The 16,528-nt window shown below is 69.4% G+C and carries 14 protein-coding genes and 1 pseudogene; 9 read left to right on the forward strand and 6 right to left on the reverse strand.

Going from position 1 to position 16,528, the window contains the following annotated elements; all coding sequences use genetic code 11:
- From FMP39_RS34715 to FMP39_RS34725, 3 genes are all read left to right on the forward strand, one after another.
- Positions 1-799: EI24 domain-containing protein (locus FMP39_RS34715; RefSeq protein WP_228558591.1), on the forward strand; the 799-nt coding region annotated here is incomplete at its 5' end.
- 214 nt (positions 800-1,013) lie between these two features.
- Positions 1,014-4,232: an MXAN_5808 family serine peptidase gene (locus FMP39_RS34720; protein ID WP_090490356.1), complete on the forward strand. Its 3,219-nt coding sequence runs from the start codon at positions 1,014-1,016 to the stop codon at positions 4,230-4,232.
- Positions 4,233-4,411: 179 nt separating this feature from the next.
- Positions 4,412-5,308: a hypothetical protein gene (locus FMP39_RS34725; protein WP_167371089.1), complete on the forward strand. Its 897-nt coding sequence runs from the start codon at positions 4,412-4,414 to the stop codon at positions 5,306-5,308.
- A gap of 3 nt (positions 5,309-5,311) precedes the next feature.
- Here the strand turns inward: FMP39_RS34725 and FMP39_RS34730 are convergent, their stop codons facing one another.
- Positions 5,312-6,037 (reverse strand): glycerophosphodiester phosphodiesterase, encoded by a 726-nt coding sequence (locus FMP39_RS34730; protein WP_090490358.1) that lies wholly within the window; start codon positions 6,035-6,037, stop codon positions 5,312-5,314.
- Positions 6,038-6,148: 111 nt separating this feature from the next.
- On the opposite strand from FMP39_RS34730, the gene FMP39_RS34735 reads away from it, so the two are divergent.
- Positions 6,149-6,376, forward strand: a complete 228-nt coding sequence (locus FMP39_RS34735) for a twin-arginine translocase TatA/TatE family subunit (protein ID WP_228558592.1) — start codon at positions 6,149-6,151, stop codon at positions 6,374-6,376.
- 30 nt (positions 6,377-6,406) lie between these two features.
- On the opposite strand, the gene FMP39_RS34740 is transcribed toward FMP39_RS34735, so the two are convergent.
- From FMP39_RS34740 to FMP39_RS38330, 3 genes and pseudogenes are all read right to left on the reverse strand, one after another.
- A complete protein-coding gene (locus FMP39_RS34740) occupies positions 6,407-7,201 on the reverse strand; it encodes a hypothetical protein (protein WP_141594290.1) in 795 nt (264 codons plus the stop codon).
- A gap of 6 nt (positions 7,202-7,207) precedes the next feature.
- Positions 7,208-8,074, reverse strand: coding sequence for a DUF3426 domain-containing protein (locus tag FMP39_RS38325; RefSeq protein ID WP_228558593.1), 867 nt, complete (start codon positions 8,072-8,074; stop codon positions 7,208-7,210).
- Positions 8,075-9,520: 1,446 nt separating this feature from the next.
- Positions 9,521-9,619, reverse strand: a pseudogene (locus FMP39_RS38330) (zinc-ribbon domain-containing protein); the annotation flags it as partial.
- Between the two features lie 166 nt (positions 9,620-9,785).
- Between FMP39_RS38330 and FMP39_RS34750 the strand changes: the two are divergent.
- The gene (locus FMP39_RS34750; protein ID WP_090490362.1) at positions 9,786-10,463 is read left to right on the forward strand and encodes a polyhydroxyalkanoate synthesis regulator DNA-binding domain-containing protein; all 678 of its coding nucleotides are present in this window, start codon (positions 9,786-9,788) and stop codon (positions 10,461-10,463) included.
- A gap of 10 nt (positions 10,464-10,473) precedes the next feature.
- On the opposite strand, the gene FMP39_RS34755 is transcribed toward FMP39_RS34750, so the two are convergent.
- Entirely contained in the window at positions 10,474-11,274 is an 801-nt protein-coding gene (locus FMP39_RS34755) for a ParA family protein (protein WP_141594292.1), read from the reverse strand.
- Between the two features lie 50 nt (positions 11,275-11,324).
- A complete protein-coding gene (locus FMP39_RS34760) occupies positions 11,325-11,630 on the reverse strand; it encodes a hypothetical protein (RefSeq protein ID WP_020478456.1) in 306 nt (101 codons plus the stop codon).
- A 168-nt stretch (positions 11,631-11,798) separates the two neighbouring features.
- Between FMP39_RS34760 and FMP39_RS34765 the strand changes: the two genes are divergently transcribed.
- The 4 genes from FMP39_RS34765 (at position 11,799) to FMP39_RS34780 (ending at position 16,471) form a co-directional block, all read left to right on the forward strand.
- Positions 11,799-12,713, forward strand: a complete 915-nt coding sequence (locus FMP39_RS34765) for an ArsA family ATPase (protein WP_026113791.1) — start codon at positions 11,799-11,801, stop codon at positions 12,711-12,713.
- Positions 12,710-13,825 (forward strand): ArsA family ATPase, encoded by a 1,116-nt coding sequence (locus tag FMP39_RS34770; RefSeq protein ID WP_141594293.1) that lies wholly within the window; start codon positions 12,710-12,712, stop codon positions 13,823-13,825. Before FMP39_RS34765 ends, FMP39_RS34770 begins: the two co-directional genes overlap by 4 nt.
- 278 nt (positions 13,826-14,103) lie before the next feature.
- Positions 14,104-15,216 (forward strand): tetratricopeptide repeat protein, encoded by a 1,113-nt coding sequence (locus FMP39_RS34775; RefSeq protein WP_194858690.1) that lies wholly within the window; start codon positions 14,104-14,106, stop codon positions 15,214-15,216.
- Positions 15,217-15,277: 61 nt separating this feature from the next.
- Positions 15,278-16,471 (forward strand): M48 family metalloprotease, encoded by a 1,194-nt coding sequence (locus tag FMP39_RS34780; protein WP_141594295.1) that lies wholly within the window; start codon positions 15,278-15,280, stop codon positions 16,469-16,471.
- Positions 16,472-16,528: the final 57 nt, after the last annotated feature.

Below are 16,528 nucleotides of genomic sequence, written 5' to 3' on the forward strand. Positions count from 1 at the left end.
CCCCACCATCTCCCCCCAGCCCCGCCTGTCCGATTTCTTCCAGGGAATGGGGCTCCTCGGCCGGGCCTTCTCCCTCATCCTGCGCGACCGCCGGCTATTCCTGCTGTCCGCCCTCTGTGCCGCCGTCACCGCCGCCGCCCTCGTGGGGCTCGTCTGGCTGCTGTGGCGCTACGCCCCCGGTGCCCTGGAATCCGTCTGGACCCGCCCGGAGAGCTGGTACGGCCAGGCTGCCTGGACCGCGGTGCTGGTGTTGTCCGGCCTGGTGTTCTGGGTCGTGGGCGCCAACGTGCTGCCGCCCCTGTTGCTGGCCCCGCTCCAGGATCCACTGTCCGAGCTGACCGAAGAGGCCTGTGGCGGCGGCCCGGGCGCCTCCTTCACCGTGGCGGGTTTCGTCCGGGGGCTCGTCACCGGCATCGCCCATACGCTCGCGCGGCTGTTCTTCCTCCTCGCGGGCCTGGCGGTGCTCCTGCCCCTCCACCTGATACCGGGGGTGGGCAGCGTGCTGTGGACGGTCCTCGCCAGCCTGTACACCATGACGTGGATGGCGGGTGAGTACCTGGCCGCCCCCATGACGCGTCACCTGTATCCCTTCGCCGAGGTGCGCCGGATGCTGCGCGAGCGCCGGGCGCTCTGCCTGGGCCTGGGCGCGGGCATCTACGTGCTGCTCTGGGTCCCCATCCTCAACGCCTTCTTCCTCCCGGTCGCCATCGTCGCCGGCACCCTGCTCTATGGCGGGCTGCGCGAGGCCCGGCTGCTGGCGCCCCCTCCTGGGGAGTCCACTACCGCTGCGTTGAAATAAACGCCCGAGCCGGGTGTCGAACCCGGGGAACCGGGAACGCAATGCCCGCCAGGGACGTTCTGCTCCACCAGCAGAGAGGCGATGCCTTGAAGCACCAGGAGCCCGTGATTAGGCTTGCCCGGCCGCTTACAGTGTTCGCCTACTCGGTATAAACGGTCGAAATCTCAAGGCTTCTCGCCACACCCGGGGTGCCGGACAGCGCGCCCCAGCTTGGATGAACCAAATGCCGCGTTTCCTCCGCCGAATCACAGCCGTTGCCGTGCTCCTCGGCGCCTGGGCCCTGGTGGGCAGTGACCGGGCTCCCTTGCCGCTGACCATGGGTGCAGCCGAGGCCGGGCAAGGCTCGTGGGACGGCAGTCTTCCTACCGTCAAAGGCGAGAAGGCCCCGCACGACCTCAACAGCCTGCGCGTCCTGACGAAGGTCATCCTCTACGTGAAGGAGAACTACGTCGACCCCAAGCGGGTGAAGCCGAAGGAGATGATGATCGCCTCGCTGGAGTACGTCGAGAAGAGCGTTCCCGACGTGCTCGTGGACGGCAACGCGGAGACGGGCAAGCTCAACGTCAACGTGAACGGCAAGCAGCGCGAGTTCGACATCGCCCACGTGGACTCGCTGTGGAAGATGTCCTTCGCGCTCAAGGACGTCTTCGACTTCCTGTCGAAGAACATGCGGCCCATCGAGGACACGCGCGACGTGGAGTACGCGGCCGTCAACGGCATGCTGTCCACGTTGGATCCGCACTCGGTGCTGCTGCGCCCGGAGCTGTACCGGGAGATGAAGCTGTCCACCAAGGGTGAGTTCGGCGGCCTGGGCTTCGTCATCCAGATGCGCGAGGGCAACCTCACCGTGGTCAAGGTGATCCCGAAGACGCCCGCGCACCGCTCCGGCATCCAGAAGGACGACCGCATCAAGAAGATTGGCGAGGAGTCCACCGTCAACATGGACCTCAACGAGGCCGTGTCGAAGCTGCGCGGCCCGGTGGACAGCCGCATCACCATCACCGTGGAGCGCGACGGCTGGGACAAGCCCCGCATCATGACGCTCTCGCGCGCCATGATTTCCATCGAGAGCGTGCAGCACAAGATGCTCTCCAACAACGTGGGCTACATCCGCCTGAAGAACTTCCAGGGCAACACCACCCGCGACCTCGAGGCGGCGCTGACGCAGCTGCGCAAGCAGGCGGACGCGAAGGGCGGCTTCAAGGGCCTGGTGCTCGACATGCGCGGCAACCCGGGCGGCCTCTTGGAGCAGGCCATCCAGGTGTCCGACACGTTCCTGTCCAGCGGCACCATCGTCGCGACGGTGGGCCTGTCCGACAAGCTGCGCGAGGAGAAGCGCGCGCGCGCCACGGACGGAGAGGACAGCTACCCCATCGCCGTGCTGGTGAACGCTGGCAGCGCCTCCGCGTCCGAAATCGTCGCCGGCGCGCTGAAGAACCTCGACCGCGCGACCATCATCGGCCGTCAGACGTTCGGCAAGGGCAGCGTGCAGGTGCTGTACGACTTCCCGGATGACAGCGCGCTGAAGCTGACCATCGCCAAGTACCTGACCCCGGGCGACGTCTCCATCCAGGAGGTCGGTATCGTCCCGGACATCCAGCTGGTCCCCACCCGCGCCACCGATGAGCGCGTGGACGTGTTCGCGCCGCGCCGCTCCATGGGCGAGGCCGACCTGGACCAGCACTTCGGCAACCCGGACTCCAGCACCGTCGCCAAGAAGCGCGAGGACGTGCTCAACCGCGAGAAGCCGTTGGAGAGCCTCAAGTACCTGAAGGTGGACGAGAAGCAGGCCCAGGCCACCGCCAAGAAGGACGAGGGCAAGGCCCCGCCGAAGACGGCCGCCAACGCCAAGAAGCACGGGGACAAGGACCCGCTGCTGGACGTGGACGTGGCCGGCATGGGTGAGGACCTGGACGACCAGCTCGACGCCGAGGCCCAGGAGGAGATCAAGGAGGACTTCGAGGTCCAGTTCGCCCGCGACTTCGTGCTGCGCGCTCCGGCCACCACGCGCAAGGAGCAGCTCAAGCAGGGCAAGGCGTTCATCGACCAGAAGCGCGCCGAGGAGGAGTCCCGCATCAACGCCGCCATCGCCGCGCTGGGCGTGGACTGGAGCGCGGGTCCCACGCCGAAGAACGTGCAGATGGCCGTGTCGCTGACGCCGGGCCCGGACGCGAAGATTCTGGCGGGCGAGGTGATGGAGATGGCGCTGACCGCGGAGAACCGTGGCACCGAGCCGCTCAAGCGCGTGCGCGCCTGGACGGAGAGCGACAACGCCTTCCTGGACCGCCGCGAGTTCCTCTTCGGTGCGCTGGCGCCGGGGGAGAAGAAGACGTGGAAGGTGAAGGTGCGCCTGCCCAAGGACCTCACCAGCCGCCGCGACGACGTGACGGTGCGCTTCTTCGATGACCACGGCGCCCTGCCTGAGACGCGGGTGGCCGAGCTCAATTTCGTGGAGCTGCCCCGCCCCGCCTTCGCCTTCAACTGGCAGGTCATCGACGACTGCGCCACCTGCAACGGCGACGGCACCGTGCAGCGCGGGGAGACTGTCTCGGTGCTGCTCGACGTGACGAACGCGGGCACCGGCACGGCGCTCGACTCCTTCACGCAGATCAAGAATGGCGGCGACGCCAACATCTTCATCGAAAAGGGCCGCTTCAAACTGGGCGAGCTGAAGCCCGGTGAGACGAAGACGGCGCGCTTCCAGTTGGAGGTGAAGAAGGGCTTCAAGGGCAACACCTTCCCGCTGAAGCTGGCCATCATCGACGAGCCGCTCGAGGAGTTCGTGATGGAGAAGCTGGAGCTGCCCGTCACCGACGCCGCGATTGCCACGATGGAGCCGAAGAAGGGCCTCGTCCGCGTGGGGGACAAGGTGGACCTGTATGGCGCCCCCGCGCAGGGCGCGCGCGCGGTGGCGAAGCTGAGCGGGACGACGGTGCTGCCCGCCGAGGCGGTCACCAAGGGCTACTACCGCGTGGAGCTGGAGAAGGACCGCTTCGCCTTCGTGCGCAGCCAGGACGCGAAGGAGCTGAAGACGGGCAAAGCCACCACGCCGAAGGCCACGCTGGCCACCAACCACCGCCCGCCCGACATCCGCCTGGACGTGGATCCGGCCGCTGGCGGCATGGTGGCCAACGGGGACAAGTTCACGCTCTCCGGCGTGGTGACGGACCCCCACGGGTTGCTGGACGTCTACGTGCTGGTGAACGACCAGAAGGTCTACTTCAAGGGCGTGGACCCGAAGGGCGCCGAGCCGAACACGCTGAAGTTCTCCACGGAGTTCGCGCTGAAGGAGGGCAACAACAACGTGCTGGTGGTGGCGCGCGAGGACAACGACTTCGCCAGCCGCCGCACGCTGGTCATCCGCCGCCGCCCGGCCGAGGTCGCCCAGAAGATGGCCTCGCCTGCCGGTAGCCCCGCCAACAAGCCGCAGTAGGCGCCCCGCGCCCACCTGGCGCGCCGCCTCCTTCCGGGCGGCCTTTCCAGCGGGACTCCTTGAGAGGAGACCGCGGGAGGGGCCGCCCGTTTTGTTGACGCTCCTTGCGAGCAGGCGTTACCGTCCGGCGCGGTGGGCGCCTTACCGGCCGGTCGCGCGCCCTGGAGGCGGTGACTCGAATGCGGACGTTCAGTCGGTGGGTGGCTCTCGCGGCCTGGGCGGCAGGCACGTCCGTTGTCGCGGCGCCCAATGACCTGCAGATCGCGCGGTTCGGCAACCCCACGGGTGACAACCCAGTGGCGTCCGCCGACGCGGATTTCCAGGCCTTCGCCCGCATCATGGGCGCGGCCATCACCTCCGTGAACTTGATGCCCCCGGAGACGACGGGCCACTCGGCCTGGGCCATCAACGCGGAGCTCTCCGTGGTGTCGCTGCCCGGCAGCGTGAACATCCCCACGCAGAACGAGCAGCCCTCCACGGTGCTCATCCCCTCCTTCCACGCGCGCAAGGGCCTGCCCTTCTCGCTGGAGCTGGGTGGGCGCGTCGGCTGGGTGGAGAAGAGCAGCCAGGTGGTGGCCACCGGCGAGCTGAAGTGGGCCGCCAACGAGGGCTTCACCTACCTGCCCGACTTCGGCGTGCGCGGGCACGTGACGAAGCTGTTCGGCGCCCGGGACCTGGGCCTCACCGTCATGGGCCTGGACTTCGGCGTGGGCAAGCAGTTCCCGCTGGGCGGCATGGTGACGCTGACGCCCTACGGCGGCCTGGACCTGGGCTTCGTCGGCGCAACGTCCAGCCGCATCGACTTCAACCCGGACCGCAGCTTCGATGACACGACGGGGGACGATTCGCGCGCGGCGCTGACGGATACCGCCGCGTACCGGAAGGTGTCCTTCGGCAGCAACATCAACCAGCGCATCTACGGCGGCGTCCGCTTCATTGGCGGCGTGCTCCAGTTGGGCGCGGAGCTGTCGCTGACGCGCACGGGCAGCGTCTCCTACGAGGAGAACGGCAGCACCGTGGACCGGGGCCTGCCAGCCGTCTTCGCCTTCAACACCACGCTCGGCCTGGACTTCTGAGCGCTACGCGGCGGGGTGCAGGGCCTGACGGACCGCCCCTGGCCGGTTGGTGATGAGGTAGCTGACCCCCATCCGCTCCAGGACATGGGCGCGCTGGGGGTCGTCCACCGTCCACGCCGCCACACGCATCCCGGCCGCGCGCCAGGCGGCCACCCGCTCCGGGGTGCAGGCCTCGTGGAAGGGGTGGACCGAGTGTGACGACACGAGCGGGCTCACCCCGTAGGCCTGCAGGGCCCAGGACTTGTCCGGGTCGATGAGCAGCCCCCGGCGCAGCTCCGGTGCCGCGGCCGCCAGGCGGAAGAGACACAGCGGGTTGAAGCTGGAGATGACGACCCGGCCCGCAAGCCCGCGCCGGCGCACCAGCCGCGCCACCTGCTCCGCCAGGCCTCCGTCGTCGGCGCGCTCGCACTTGAGCTCGATGTTGACCAGGAACTGCGGTGGCAGGGCCTCCAGCACCTCTTCCAACAGCGGGATTCGGGCGGGGGCGAAGCCCAGCGGCGAGCCGACGTCCGCCCGCTGGAGCTTCCACCACGGGGTGAGGCGAACCTCCCACGGCAGCCGCGCGAGGCGCTCCAGGCGCTCGTCGTGGCAGACGACGACCTCCCCCGAGCCACAGAGCATCGCGTCCAGTTCCACACCATCCGCGCCTTGACGGACCGCCTCGGCGAAGGCTTCCAGGGTGTTCTCGGGGGCATCGGCGCTGGCGCCACGGTGGGCAAGCAGGAGCATGCCCTCCAGTCTGCGCGGGTGGCCGCCGCCGTGCATCAGAAGTCCAACCGGGCGTGCGGCGGTGGACGCATGGCTTGCCTCCCCCCGCCCTTTGCTGCACTGTGCTCCATCATGCTGGGCCTCGGCCTCGGAGAAATCATCGTCCTCGGCTTCATCCTGTTGGTGGTCTTCTCGGCCGCCCGCATGGGTCAGCTCGGCAATGCCGTGGGCAAGTTCGTGTACTCGTTCCGCAAGGCGTCGCGCGGCGAGGACCTGGTGGATGCGAAGCCGCTGCCTCCGGCCCGTCGCAGCACCACGGACGCCGAGTTCACGGAGCCCGAGCACCCGCGCCGCCGCTAGGCCCCTCCCCTCCCCAGGAAGCGATGGCCGTCAGTCGTACCCGCGATGCTTGGGGATGCGTGACGCGGCCGCAGGCCCTGTTCCATTCCCTTCGGCGAGCAGCCGGGAGGCCTGCGCGCGCAGCGCGGGATGGAGGGCGGCGTTCGAGACGAGTTCCCTCAAGTCCGCCGTGTTGAGCAGCGGGACGATTTTCGCGCCCGTCTCCGGCGGCAGGTAGGGGTTGAGGACGAGCGCGCGCCGGATGGCGTGGCGCACGGACCAGCGCGGTGACTTCCAGATTTCGATGAGCGGCTCGGGCCGGGCCGGGCGGCGCGCGGCGATGCGGACCACCAACTCCTCGGTGAGCCGGGGGTTGATGAGCACGTTGCGCAGGACCGTGGGATTGCTGACGGTGGCCAGGCGGGACAGGGTGTCCGGGTCCCTCGTGAGGCGGGCCTGCTGCTTCAGGTGCCCGAGCGACTGGGAGAAGGCGTTGGCGTCCGCGCGGGCGGCGGCGTCCGGGTCCATCTCCAGCTTCGCGGGGCCCTGGGCGAACAGGTCCGCCACGGTGTCGAGCGACTGGACGTGCGCGAGCCGCCGCAGCGACTCCACATGGGGGATGTGCTCGGCCTCCTGCTCCAGCGCGGCCATGAAGTCCGACAACGCGCAGGAGGCGGGCCCCCATCCCGCGCGCGAGAGGGCGATGAGGTGGCCCACCAGCTCGTTGGAGTCGAGCGGATCCCTCCAGGCGAGTTCACGCGCGGCGGCCTTGCGACGGACCTCCGCCCCACCGCTCAAGGCGTGGATGAAGCGCGCGACGGTCCGGGCATCCTCCTGCGTGGGCATGGTGGCTCACTCCGTCCGGGGGGCGGCCTCCGCTGACTTGGAGCGCTCAGGCTCCAGTGTCAGCTCCAGCCGGTAGCCCCCCGGGTCCGCGGGGTGCTCGGGGAAGATGACGACGAACGGGGCCTTGGCGCCGGGCGCCACGGAGACGGCGGCCTCGTCGACGCGCTGGCGCAGGGCCACCGCCGCGTCGGGTGAGCCCACGCCGTAGAGTTCCTCGGGCGTGGGGACCCTGCCCACGAGCGCCTCGGCGGAGGCCACGCGCTGGCTGCCGTCATACAGCGCGGCGCGAACGCGGATGCGGGCGGCGGTGTCCGAGTGGTTCACCGCGTCCCCGCGGACGTAGAAGAGCGGCCTGCCCTCGCGCGTCTCGTACAGCCCGTTCGTCACATCCACGGCCACGAGCGGCTTCGGCGCGGGCACGAAGAGCGTGCGCAGGGAGTCCAGCGACAGGGCCGACACGTCGAGGCGGCCCTCGCTCAGGTACACCCGGCCGACCGTGCCCAGCACGGCCACCAGGGCCGCGGCCAACACGAAGTTGACGGTGAAGCCCAACGCCTTGCGAAGCCGGCTCGACGGGCGGCTCTGCGGGATGCCCACGTCCTCGGGACGAGCGGTGGGCTTGGCCACGGTGACCACGGGCTTCGACGGCAGCCCGTCCATGTCCAGCACCTCACGCTGGACGCCACTGGGTGCCCCGACCCGGCCCAGGGTGACGCCAAAGGCCTCCGCGTCATCCACAGCGGGGGGGACATCGCCAAGCAGGGAGGCATCGGAGGCGTCCGAAGTCCCGAACAGCGCGGCGCGCCCCGTGTCCGTGGGCAACAGGCCGGAATCCTCTCCGTGCCCACCCACGTCCGAGCCAAGGTCGAACAAATCCCGGGGATTCGCGGAAGGCGGTATCGCGGCCGAGGAGTCAGCGTGGAGGTCGACGGACGCGAACGGGTCACTCCCGCCTGGAACAGGCCCGCTGCCGGACGGGGCGGAAGCGCCGGCATGGATGTCGATGGATGCAAACGGGTCGCTTCCGGCAGGCGGCGGCGCGGCCTTCCGAGTCGACGCGGCAGGTGCCCGCAGGTCAATGGCGGCGAAGGGGTCGTTACTGTCCGCAGCGGCTGGCGACGACGCATGGAGGTCGACCGCCGCGAGAGGACCATTCCCCGCTGAAGGCGACGTGGACCTCGCGGGCCCGGCGGCGTGAATGTCGACCGCAGCGAGAGGACTGATTCCTCCTGAAGGTGCCGTGGACTTCGCAGGCCCAGCGGCGTGAATGTCTGCCGCCGCGAGAGGACTGCTTCCGCCTGAAGGTGCCGTGGACTTCGCAGGCCCAGCGGCATGAATGTCTGCCGCCGAGAGAGGACCGCTTCCTACGGAAGCTGAGGCAACCCTCGGGGACTTCGCGGGCCCCGCCGCATGGATGTCGATGGACGCGAACGGGTCGCTCCCCACGGGCCGAGACAGTCCGGGCGCCGCGGACGGAACCGTCGCATCGTCGATGTCGATGGACGCGAACGGGTCGTTCTCCGCTGGAGGCGGCGCCCCCGTGGCCAACGTTGGCATCGCCGCCGCATCATCGATGTCTATGGACGCGAACGGATCGTCCCCCCCATAAGCGGGCGGCGGAGCCGCGCCCGGGCGCATCGTCCCAAGCGCCGCGGCGCCCGCGGGCGCGCCCCCCGGAGGCGGCGTCACCGCGCTTCGGCGGAGCACATTCGCAGCCGACGGCTCGGCAGGCGAAGGCGGCCCCAAGAGCTCCGAGAACGGGTCGGCCACTGGCGGCGGGGCGGCGGCGCGGCGAGCACTGGCCGGAGACACGGAGGGCCCAGCAGCCTCGGGGACGGGAGGCATGGAGCGGTCCTCCATGCCAGCGGGGCCACCCGCACCTCGGGCCCCCGCCGCTCGCGCAGGTGCGCTTCCAGGGCCAGGGGGCGCAGGCACCGCGGCGGGTGGACGCCCCGAACGCTCAGGACCTGGAACCACGAAGGCGCCCGGCGGTGGCGCGCGGCCAACCGGCGCATCGGGCGGACGCGCGGCGGGAGGCAGCGGCAGCGACGTGATTCGCGTGGGCTCCCGGAAGACACCGTCTTCCGAGCCCAGGTCGCCGTCCATGCTGTTCCAGCTCGGCCCGGGAGGACTGGGGCGAGCAGGCATTGGCTTGCTCGCCTCGACGCCCAGCTCGAAGTAGCCCGGCTTGGTGACGTCCACCGACGTGGGGTCTGCCGCGACCCCAAATTGAGCGAAAGGGTCCACCTGCCCGCCCGAGGAGGGGGCTGGCGGCTCGCCCGGAGCGCCGGCAGCGGCCTCGCGGGTGACCCGGAACGTGTTCTGGCATTTGGTGCAGCGGACCTTGACCCCCTTCTCGGTCACCTTCTCGTCGGGGATCTTGAACCGCGTCTGGCACCGCTCACACTTGACGATCATTCAGCAGGCCCGGCTGGAAGCACGAGTATAGGACGACGGGGTAGGCACGGCGAGCCGGGTTCACGTTGCTTGCTCGCCCCCACCCCCTCTGCTACGAGAAACGCCCCTGCGAGACTCAGGCGGGGCACGTGGCTTGATGTCGAGCCCAAAAGGGGCGGAGAGACACATGAGCGAGGCTGAGCAAGCAGGCGCTCCGAGCAAGGAGCCGAAGATCATCAAGCGGTACACGAACCGGAAGCTCTACGACACCGTGGAGAGCCGATACGTCACCCTTGATGAGATCGCAGCGATGATCAAGGAGGGCACCGAGGTACGGATTGTCGACAACCGTACCAAGGAGGACCTGACCTCCGTCACCCTCGCGCAGATCATCTTCGAAGAGGAGAAGAAGAAGAACCAGATGCCGCTGTCGGTGCTGCGGGAAATCATCCGCCACCCCGGCGAGTCCATCTCCGGGTTCATCCAGAAGGAGGTCTCCCCTCGAGTCGCCTCCATCCGCGAGGAGGCCGAGTCCCGCCTCGACAAGCTCCTGCGCCGGGACGAGAACGCCCCCCGGGCAGAGGGAGAGCCCGAGGCCCCCGTCGCCGCCGCCGAGGACACCACCGCCGCGGACACCGCTGCCGCCGCGGGGCTCAGCCCGGCCGACCTGCTCAAGGCCAGCCAGCGCGCCTTCGAGGAGTGGCAGCGCCGAATCGACGAGCGCGTGAAGCACGTCGTGGAGAACCTGACCGGCAACCTGCCCGCGCTCGGCCGCGACATGGCCTCGCTCACCCAGCGCCTCGATGAGCTGGAGAAGAAGCTGGAGCAGGCCGAGCAGCAGAAGGGCCCGCCGAAGCAGGAGTAGCCGCGCGGCTTCAGGCCTTCTGTGACGCCCGCCTCCGCTTGGGGGCGGGCTCTCCGTGCAACTCCGCGGCGATGGCGGCCAGCATCTGCGCGCCCCGGCTGCGCGGCGCGTACTCCCAGATGGTCTGCCCGTGGCTCTGGGCCTCGTCGACCTTCACGTCGTAGCCCAGCGGCGTGGCCGCCAGCGCGTCCGGGAAGTAGGCCTTCAGGCGCTCCAGAATCGCCGTGGCCAGCGCCGTCTTCCGGTACAGCGTGGGCACCACCTTCGTGACGCGGAGGTCCGGCCGCCCTTCCGCCTCGCCCACCTGGCGCACGGTGTCCGCCACCTCCGCGCAGCCATCCAGCGCCAGGTACGTCAGCGCCACCGGCACCACCACCTCGGTGGCGGCCACCAGGATGTTGCGCGTGGTGGTCCCCATGGAGGGTGGCGCGTCGAAGACGATGGCGTCATAGCCCGCCGCTTCCGCCACGCGCAGGCGGTCCGCCAGCCGGTGGGCCCGGCGTTCATCCGCGGCCACCACGACGGGAAAGTCCGCCATCTCCTTGTAGGCGGGCAGCACGTCCAGGCCCTCGAGGGCCGAGCGCTGGACGACGTCCTCGAAGCGCACCGACGTGTCCGTCAGCAGGTGAAACACGTTGCGCGGCAAGGTGCGCACGTCCACGCCCAGGGCCTTGCCCGCGTGGCCCTGCGTGTCCAGGTCCACCAGCAGCACCCGCAGGCCGCGCTCCTTGGCCAGCCAGGCGGCGGTGTTCACCGCCAGGGTCGTCTTGCAGGTCCCACCCTTCTCATTGATGAACGCGATGCGCCTCATGCCCGGGCACTCCTCATCCACCGAGAAGGTGGCGGCTTCCGACGTGCGGACTACTTCTTCGGGGACTTCGCCGCCAGCAGCGTGTCGACCTTGCCCTCGACGGACGAGAGCAGACGCTCCAAGTCGTCCACCTTCGAACGAAGCTGCTCCAGGTCCGCGGTGGACGGCAGGTTCGCGGCGGACAGGGCCGTGCGCAGCGCGCTGTCCAGGGTGCCCTTCGCCGCCAGGGAGCGCGACACCAGCGTCTGCACCGCCGCTACGAACTTCTCGTTCGAGAGCAGCTGCTGCGCCAGCTTGCCGATGCGCTCCTCGCCCGTTTCCACGAGCTTCTTCATCACCGGGTTGTTCTTGAGCATGAAAACGCGCGTCCTCGCGAGCAAAGCCCTACCGGGCCATCAGGAAGTCTTGAAGAAAACGCCGCACTCTGCGAGGGGGCAACGCGACGTGTCAAGCAGCGCAACAAGCCGAGGCCAAACGCGTTGACTCCCGTGAACACGATTCCTACGGTTCGCCGCTCTCAACCTATGGCCGGACTACTCGACAAGCGCCTGTGGATCGTCTCCGGCAAGGGCGGAGTCGGCAAAAGCACCGTCGCAGCGGCCCTGGCCCTGCGCTCGGCGCGCGCGGGCAAGCGCACCCTGGTGTGCGAAGTGAACACCCAGGAGCGCGTCAGCCGCTTCCTGGAGCGCCCCGAGGCCGGGCCCGAAGTGGCCCAACTGGAGCAGAACCTCTGGGCCGTCAACGTGCGGCCTCAGGAGGCCATGCGTGAATACGGCCTCATGGTTCTGCGCTTCGAGACCCTCTACAAGACGGTCTTCGAGAACCGGCTGGTGCGCCAGTTCCTCCGCTTCATCCCGTCCCTGCAGGAGCTGGTGCTGCTGGGAAAAATCATGTTCCACCTGCAGGAGAAGCTCCCGGACGGGCGCTGGCGGTTCGACACCGTCATCATGGACGCGCCGGCCACGGGCCACGCCATCTCCTTCCTCAGCGTGCCGCAGGTGCTGATTCAGACGGTGCCGCCGGGGCCCATGGCCCGCGAGGCCCAGAAGATGCGCGACCTCCTCGTGGACCCGGCGGTGACGGCCGCCGTGCTGGTGGCGCTCCCCGAGGAGATGCCGGTGAACGAGGCGCTGGAGTTGCACGCGGCGCTGCGGGACAAGGTGAGCCTGCGCACGCACGCGGCGGTGCTCAACCAATCCTTTCCGGAGCGCTTCACCGAAGCGGACCTGGAGGCCCTGGGGGGCCATCCGGAGCTGCTCGCCGTGGCCCAGGCGCACCACGACCGCGCGGCACAGGCGGTGCTCGCCGGGACGAAGTTGGAGCGCAACCTGCACGCGCCCGTCTACCCCGTCCCCCGGCTCTTCACGCCCGAGTTCGGGCGCAAGGCGATTGAACAGGTCATGGAGCACCTCGAACCTCTCGTGACGGGGGCGGCGTGAGCACGACGGCCCTGTCGCCCGCGCTGGCGGGCAAGCGCGTCCTCATCTGCGTGGGCTCCGGCGGTGTGGGCAAGACGACGGCGGCGGCCGCATTGGCCCTGCGCGCGTCGGTGGATGGGCGCTCCAGCCTGGTGTGCACCATCGACCCGGCGCGGCGACTGGCCAACTCGCTGGGCCTCACGGCGCTGGGCAACGCGGAGACGCGCGTCCCCGCAACCGCGCTGGAGCCCCTGGGCGTCCAGCCCCGCGCGTCGCTGTACGCGATGATGCTGGACATGAAGCAGACGTGGGACGAGCTCATCACCCGCGTCGCTCCGCCCGAGCAGCGCGAGCGCATCCTGTCCAACCGCTTCTACCAGTCGCTCTCCACGGCCCTGGCGGGCAGCCAGGAATACATCTCCATGGAGAAGCTGTGGGAGCTGCGCCGCAGCAGCAACTACGAGCTCATCGTCCTGGACACGCCGCCCACCGCGCACGCGCTGGACTTCCTGGACGCGCCCAACCGCGTGCTGGACTTCCTGGACAACGACGCGGCGAAGTGGCTCCTCACCCCGGCGCTCAAGGCCGGCAAGCTGGGGATGTCCCTGTTCAACCGCGGCGGCTATGTCATGCGGGGCCTGGCCAAGTTCACCGGCACGGAGATGCTCCAGGAGCTCTCCAACTTCATGCTCGCCATCTCCTCGCTCAACGAGGGCTTTCGCGAGCGCGCCCGGGGCGTGCGCCAGTTGCTGGAGGACCCGAACACCGGCTTCGTGCTGGTGACGAGCCCCCACCCCGAGCGCATGGATGAAGCCATCCACTTCCACAGGATGCTCAAGCAGCACCGCATGGAGGTGGTGTCGCTCGTGGTCAACCGCGTGCACCCCATGCCCACGGAGGCGCTGTGGGCGGACGCGGCCACGCTGACGCCCAGCCGCCGCGCCAAGGTGGAAGAGACGCTGCGCGAGCAGCAAATCATGGCCGAGCAGGACCGCACCGGCATCAACCAGCTCCAGGCCGCCTGTCCGGGTGTCCCCATCGTCCAGGTGCCCCGCTTCGCGATGGATGTGCACGATATCTCCGCCCTGTGGCGTACCGGACGCTACCTGGTGGGCGACGAGACACTCGGCTGACCACGGCCTGGGGCCCACACGCTTCGGGCCCACTGCCGCGTTTCCCTGTTTCGCACGGTGCTTGTGCGAAACCACCGCACTTCTTCAGTCCAGCCATCCTCGGGAAGCAGGCGGCCGGGGAAGCGCGTACGGGTCAGGCGCATTAAACTGGCGGGCCCGATGACGGTGGTGGGAACCCCTCGGTGCCCGGTGCTGTCCGGGAGGGGGAGCCGGTCCAGGAGGATGATGTGGTGAACGGGAGAGCGCTGAAACAGAAGCCTGTCAGCCGGTGGTGGTGGATGGCCGCGCTGGGCGTCGTCGTGTCCGGGTGCCGGACGACGGGCTCCGCCGCGCGGGAGGAGCCGCAGGCGAAGTCGCCCAAGCAGGAGCTCCACTTCGACGCGGTGACGGTGACGGCGGACCTGGAGCTGGACAAGCTCAACGACGAGGAGCTCTTCGCGGGCGGCACGTCGGCCTTCGCCGCGAACGATTTCCAACAGGCGGCGCGCTACTTCGGTCGGCTCGTCGACTTCTTCCCCGACAGCCGCCACCGCCGTGCGGCGCTCTACAACGCGGGCCTTGCCCACCAGCGCCTCAAGGAGTGGGAGGAAGCCGGCCACCGCTTCTCCGAGCTGTCGGACCCGGCCAAGGGCCAGGGGGACGCGTTGGACGCGGCCTTCCGCGTGGCGGAGGTGGACTACCACCTGGAGCGCTACGAACAGGCCTCGAAGCTGCTGGGCATCATCGCCGCGCGCGAGGACCTCCCCCTCAATCGCCGCCTCGAAGCGCAGGTGCAGCAGGGCATCTGCCAGTTGGAGAGCGGCGCACCGGAAACCGCCGAAGTCACCCTGCGCAAGGCGCTCTCCACCTACGACGCCCTGGAGGACAAGGGCGAGGTGGACGATTACTTCCCCGCCCAGGCCCACTTCTTCATCGGCGAGCTGTACCGGCTCCACTACGAGGGCGTGAAGCTGGACCCGGCGAAGGGCGCGGACCAGCTCGCCCAGGACCTCAACTACAAAGCCGAGCTGCTCCTGTCCGCGCAGGGCCACTACCTGCGCTCCATCCGCGTGGGCAACGGCTACTGGGCCACCGCCGCGGGGACGCAGATTGGTTCGCTTTACGAGAACCTCTACGAGCACATGGTGAACTCGCCCGCCCCCGCTGAGCTGGATGCCAGCGAGGCCGAAATCTACCGGCAGGAGCTGCGGAAGAAGATTCGGGTGCTGCTCACCAAGTCCATCAACATCTACGAGCGCACCTTGGAGACGGCCGAGCGCATCGGCTCGCAGAGCACCTTCGTGGACCGCACGCGTGAGAGCCTGGCCAAGGTGAAGGCCCTGCTGCTGGCGGACGCGGAGGGCGAGCCCGCGTCGGCGGCGCCCTCCTCCGGGGGCGAGCCCCATACCTGAGCGCAGCAGCAACGCCCCTGGCTGGGCAGGCCGGGGGCGCACGGCGTAGCCTGGGGGTTCCATGGAGCCCCTCTTCACGCCCGAGCAACTGGCGGAGATTCACGCCTTCCACCAGCCCTACTACATCCGGGCCGCGGTGGGCCCCTTCGCCAACCTGGCCCTGATGCTGCTCATGTTGGGCGTACTCGTCCAACCGCTCCACCGCCTGGCCGTGGCGGCCGCCGCGGGCCTGGAGCGGCGGCTCGGCTTCCTTCGGACGGCGCCGGTCAGCCGCGCCTTCTTCCACGCCATGGACCGGCTGTGGGGCAAGCCCGGCTGGGGCGCGGCGGTGCTCTTCGCCCTCTTCACGGACCTGTTCGTGTCGCTCGTCTACCTGCCGGTGGACGTCTGGTTCAGCTACACGCTGGAGCACCAGCACGGCATGTCCACGCAGACGCCCGCCACCTTCGCCTATGACATGGTCAAGGCCCAGTTGCTGGCGGCCTTCGCCCTCTCCGCGCTCGTCATCGGCATGTTCGGTCTGGCGCGCAAGCTGCGCCAGTGGTGGCTGGTGCTGGGCGTGCCCGTGGCGCTGCTGCTCCTCGTCTCCGGGGCACTGGACCCGTATCGCAGCAGGCTCTTCTTCAACCAGAAACCGCTGCCCGAGGGGCCCCTGCGAACCCGCATCGTGGACCTCATGGAGCAGGCGGACATCACCTTCGCCGACGTCCTCGTGGAGGAGACCTCCGTCGCCTCGCGCCGGCTGCAAGCCTACTTCGCCGGGCAGGGCCCCACGCGCACCATCGTCCTCAACGACATCATCCTCAAGGAACTCTCGGAGGACGAAGTGCTGGCCGCGGTGGCACACGAAGCGGGCCACGTCAACGAGTCGAAGTGGCCCGCCCGCATCGCCTCATCGCTGATGCTGGTGGCCCTGCTCTTCGCGCTCGACCGCCTCTTGCGCCTGTCCGCGTCGCGGGGCTGGTTCGGCGCAACCCACTTCGCGGACATCCGCAACCTGCCCCTCATCTCCCTGCTCTTCTTCCTCCTCGTGCTGACGGCCAAGCCCATCTCGGGCGCCTTCTCCCGGGAACGCGAGCGTGAAGCGGACCGCTATGCCCTCCGGCTCACGGGTGACGTGGACGCCTTCCGGCGCATGCTGGTGAAGGCCGCGCGCGTCAACAAGATGGACCCCGAGCCCCCCCGCTGGGTCGTCCTCAAGGGCATGAGCCATCCGCCCATCGGCGAACGGATTGCGTCTCTTCCCACGCCCTGAAACAGCGGTCGACAGGTGGGCTCCCCCCTCCCCTTCCGGCCACGCCTCTTCCCCGAG

This window comes from Myxococcus sp. AB056, from assembly GCF_006547365.1.
GTDB lineage: Bacteria > Myxococcota > Myxococcia > Myxococcales > Myxococcaceae > Myxococcus > Myxococcus virescens.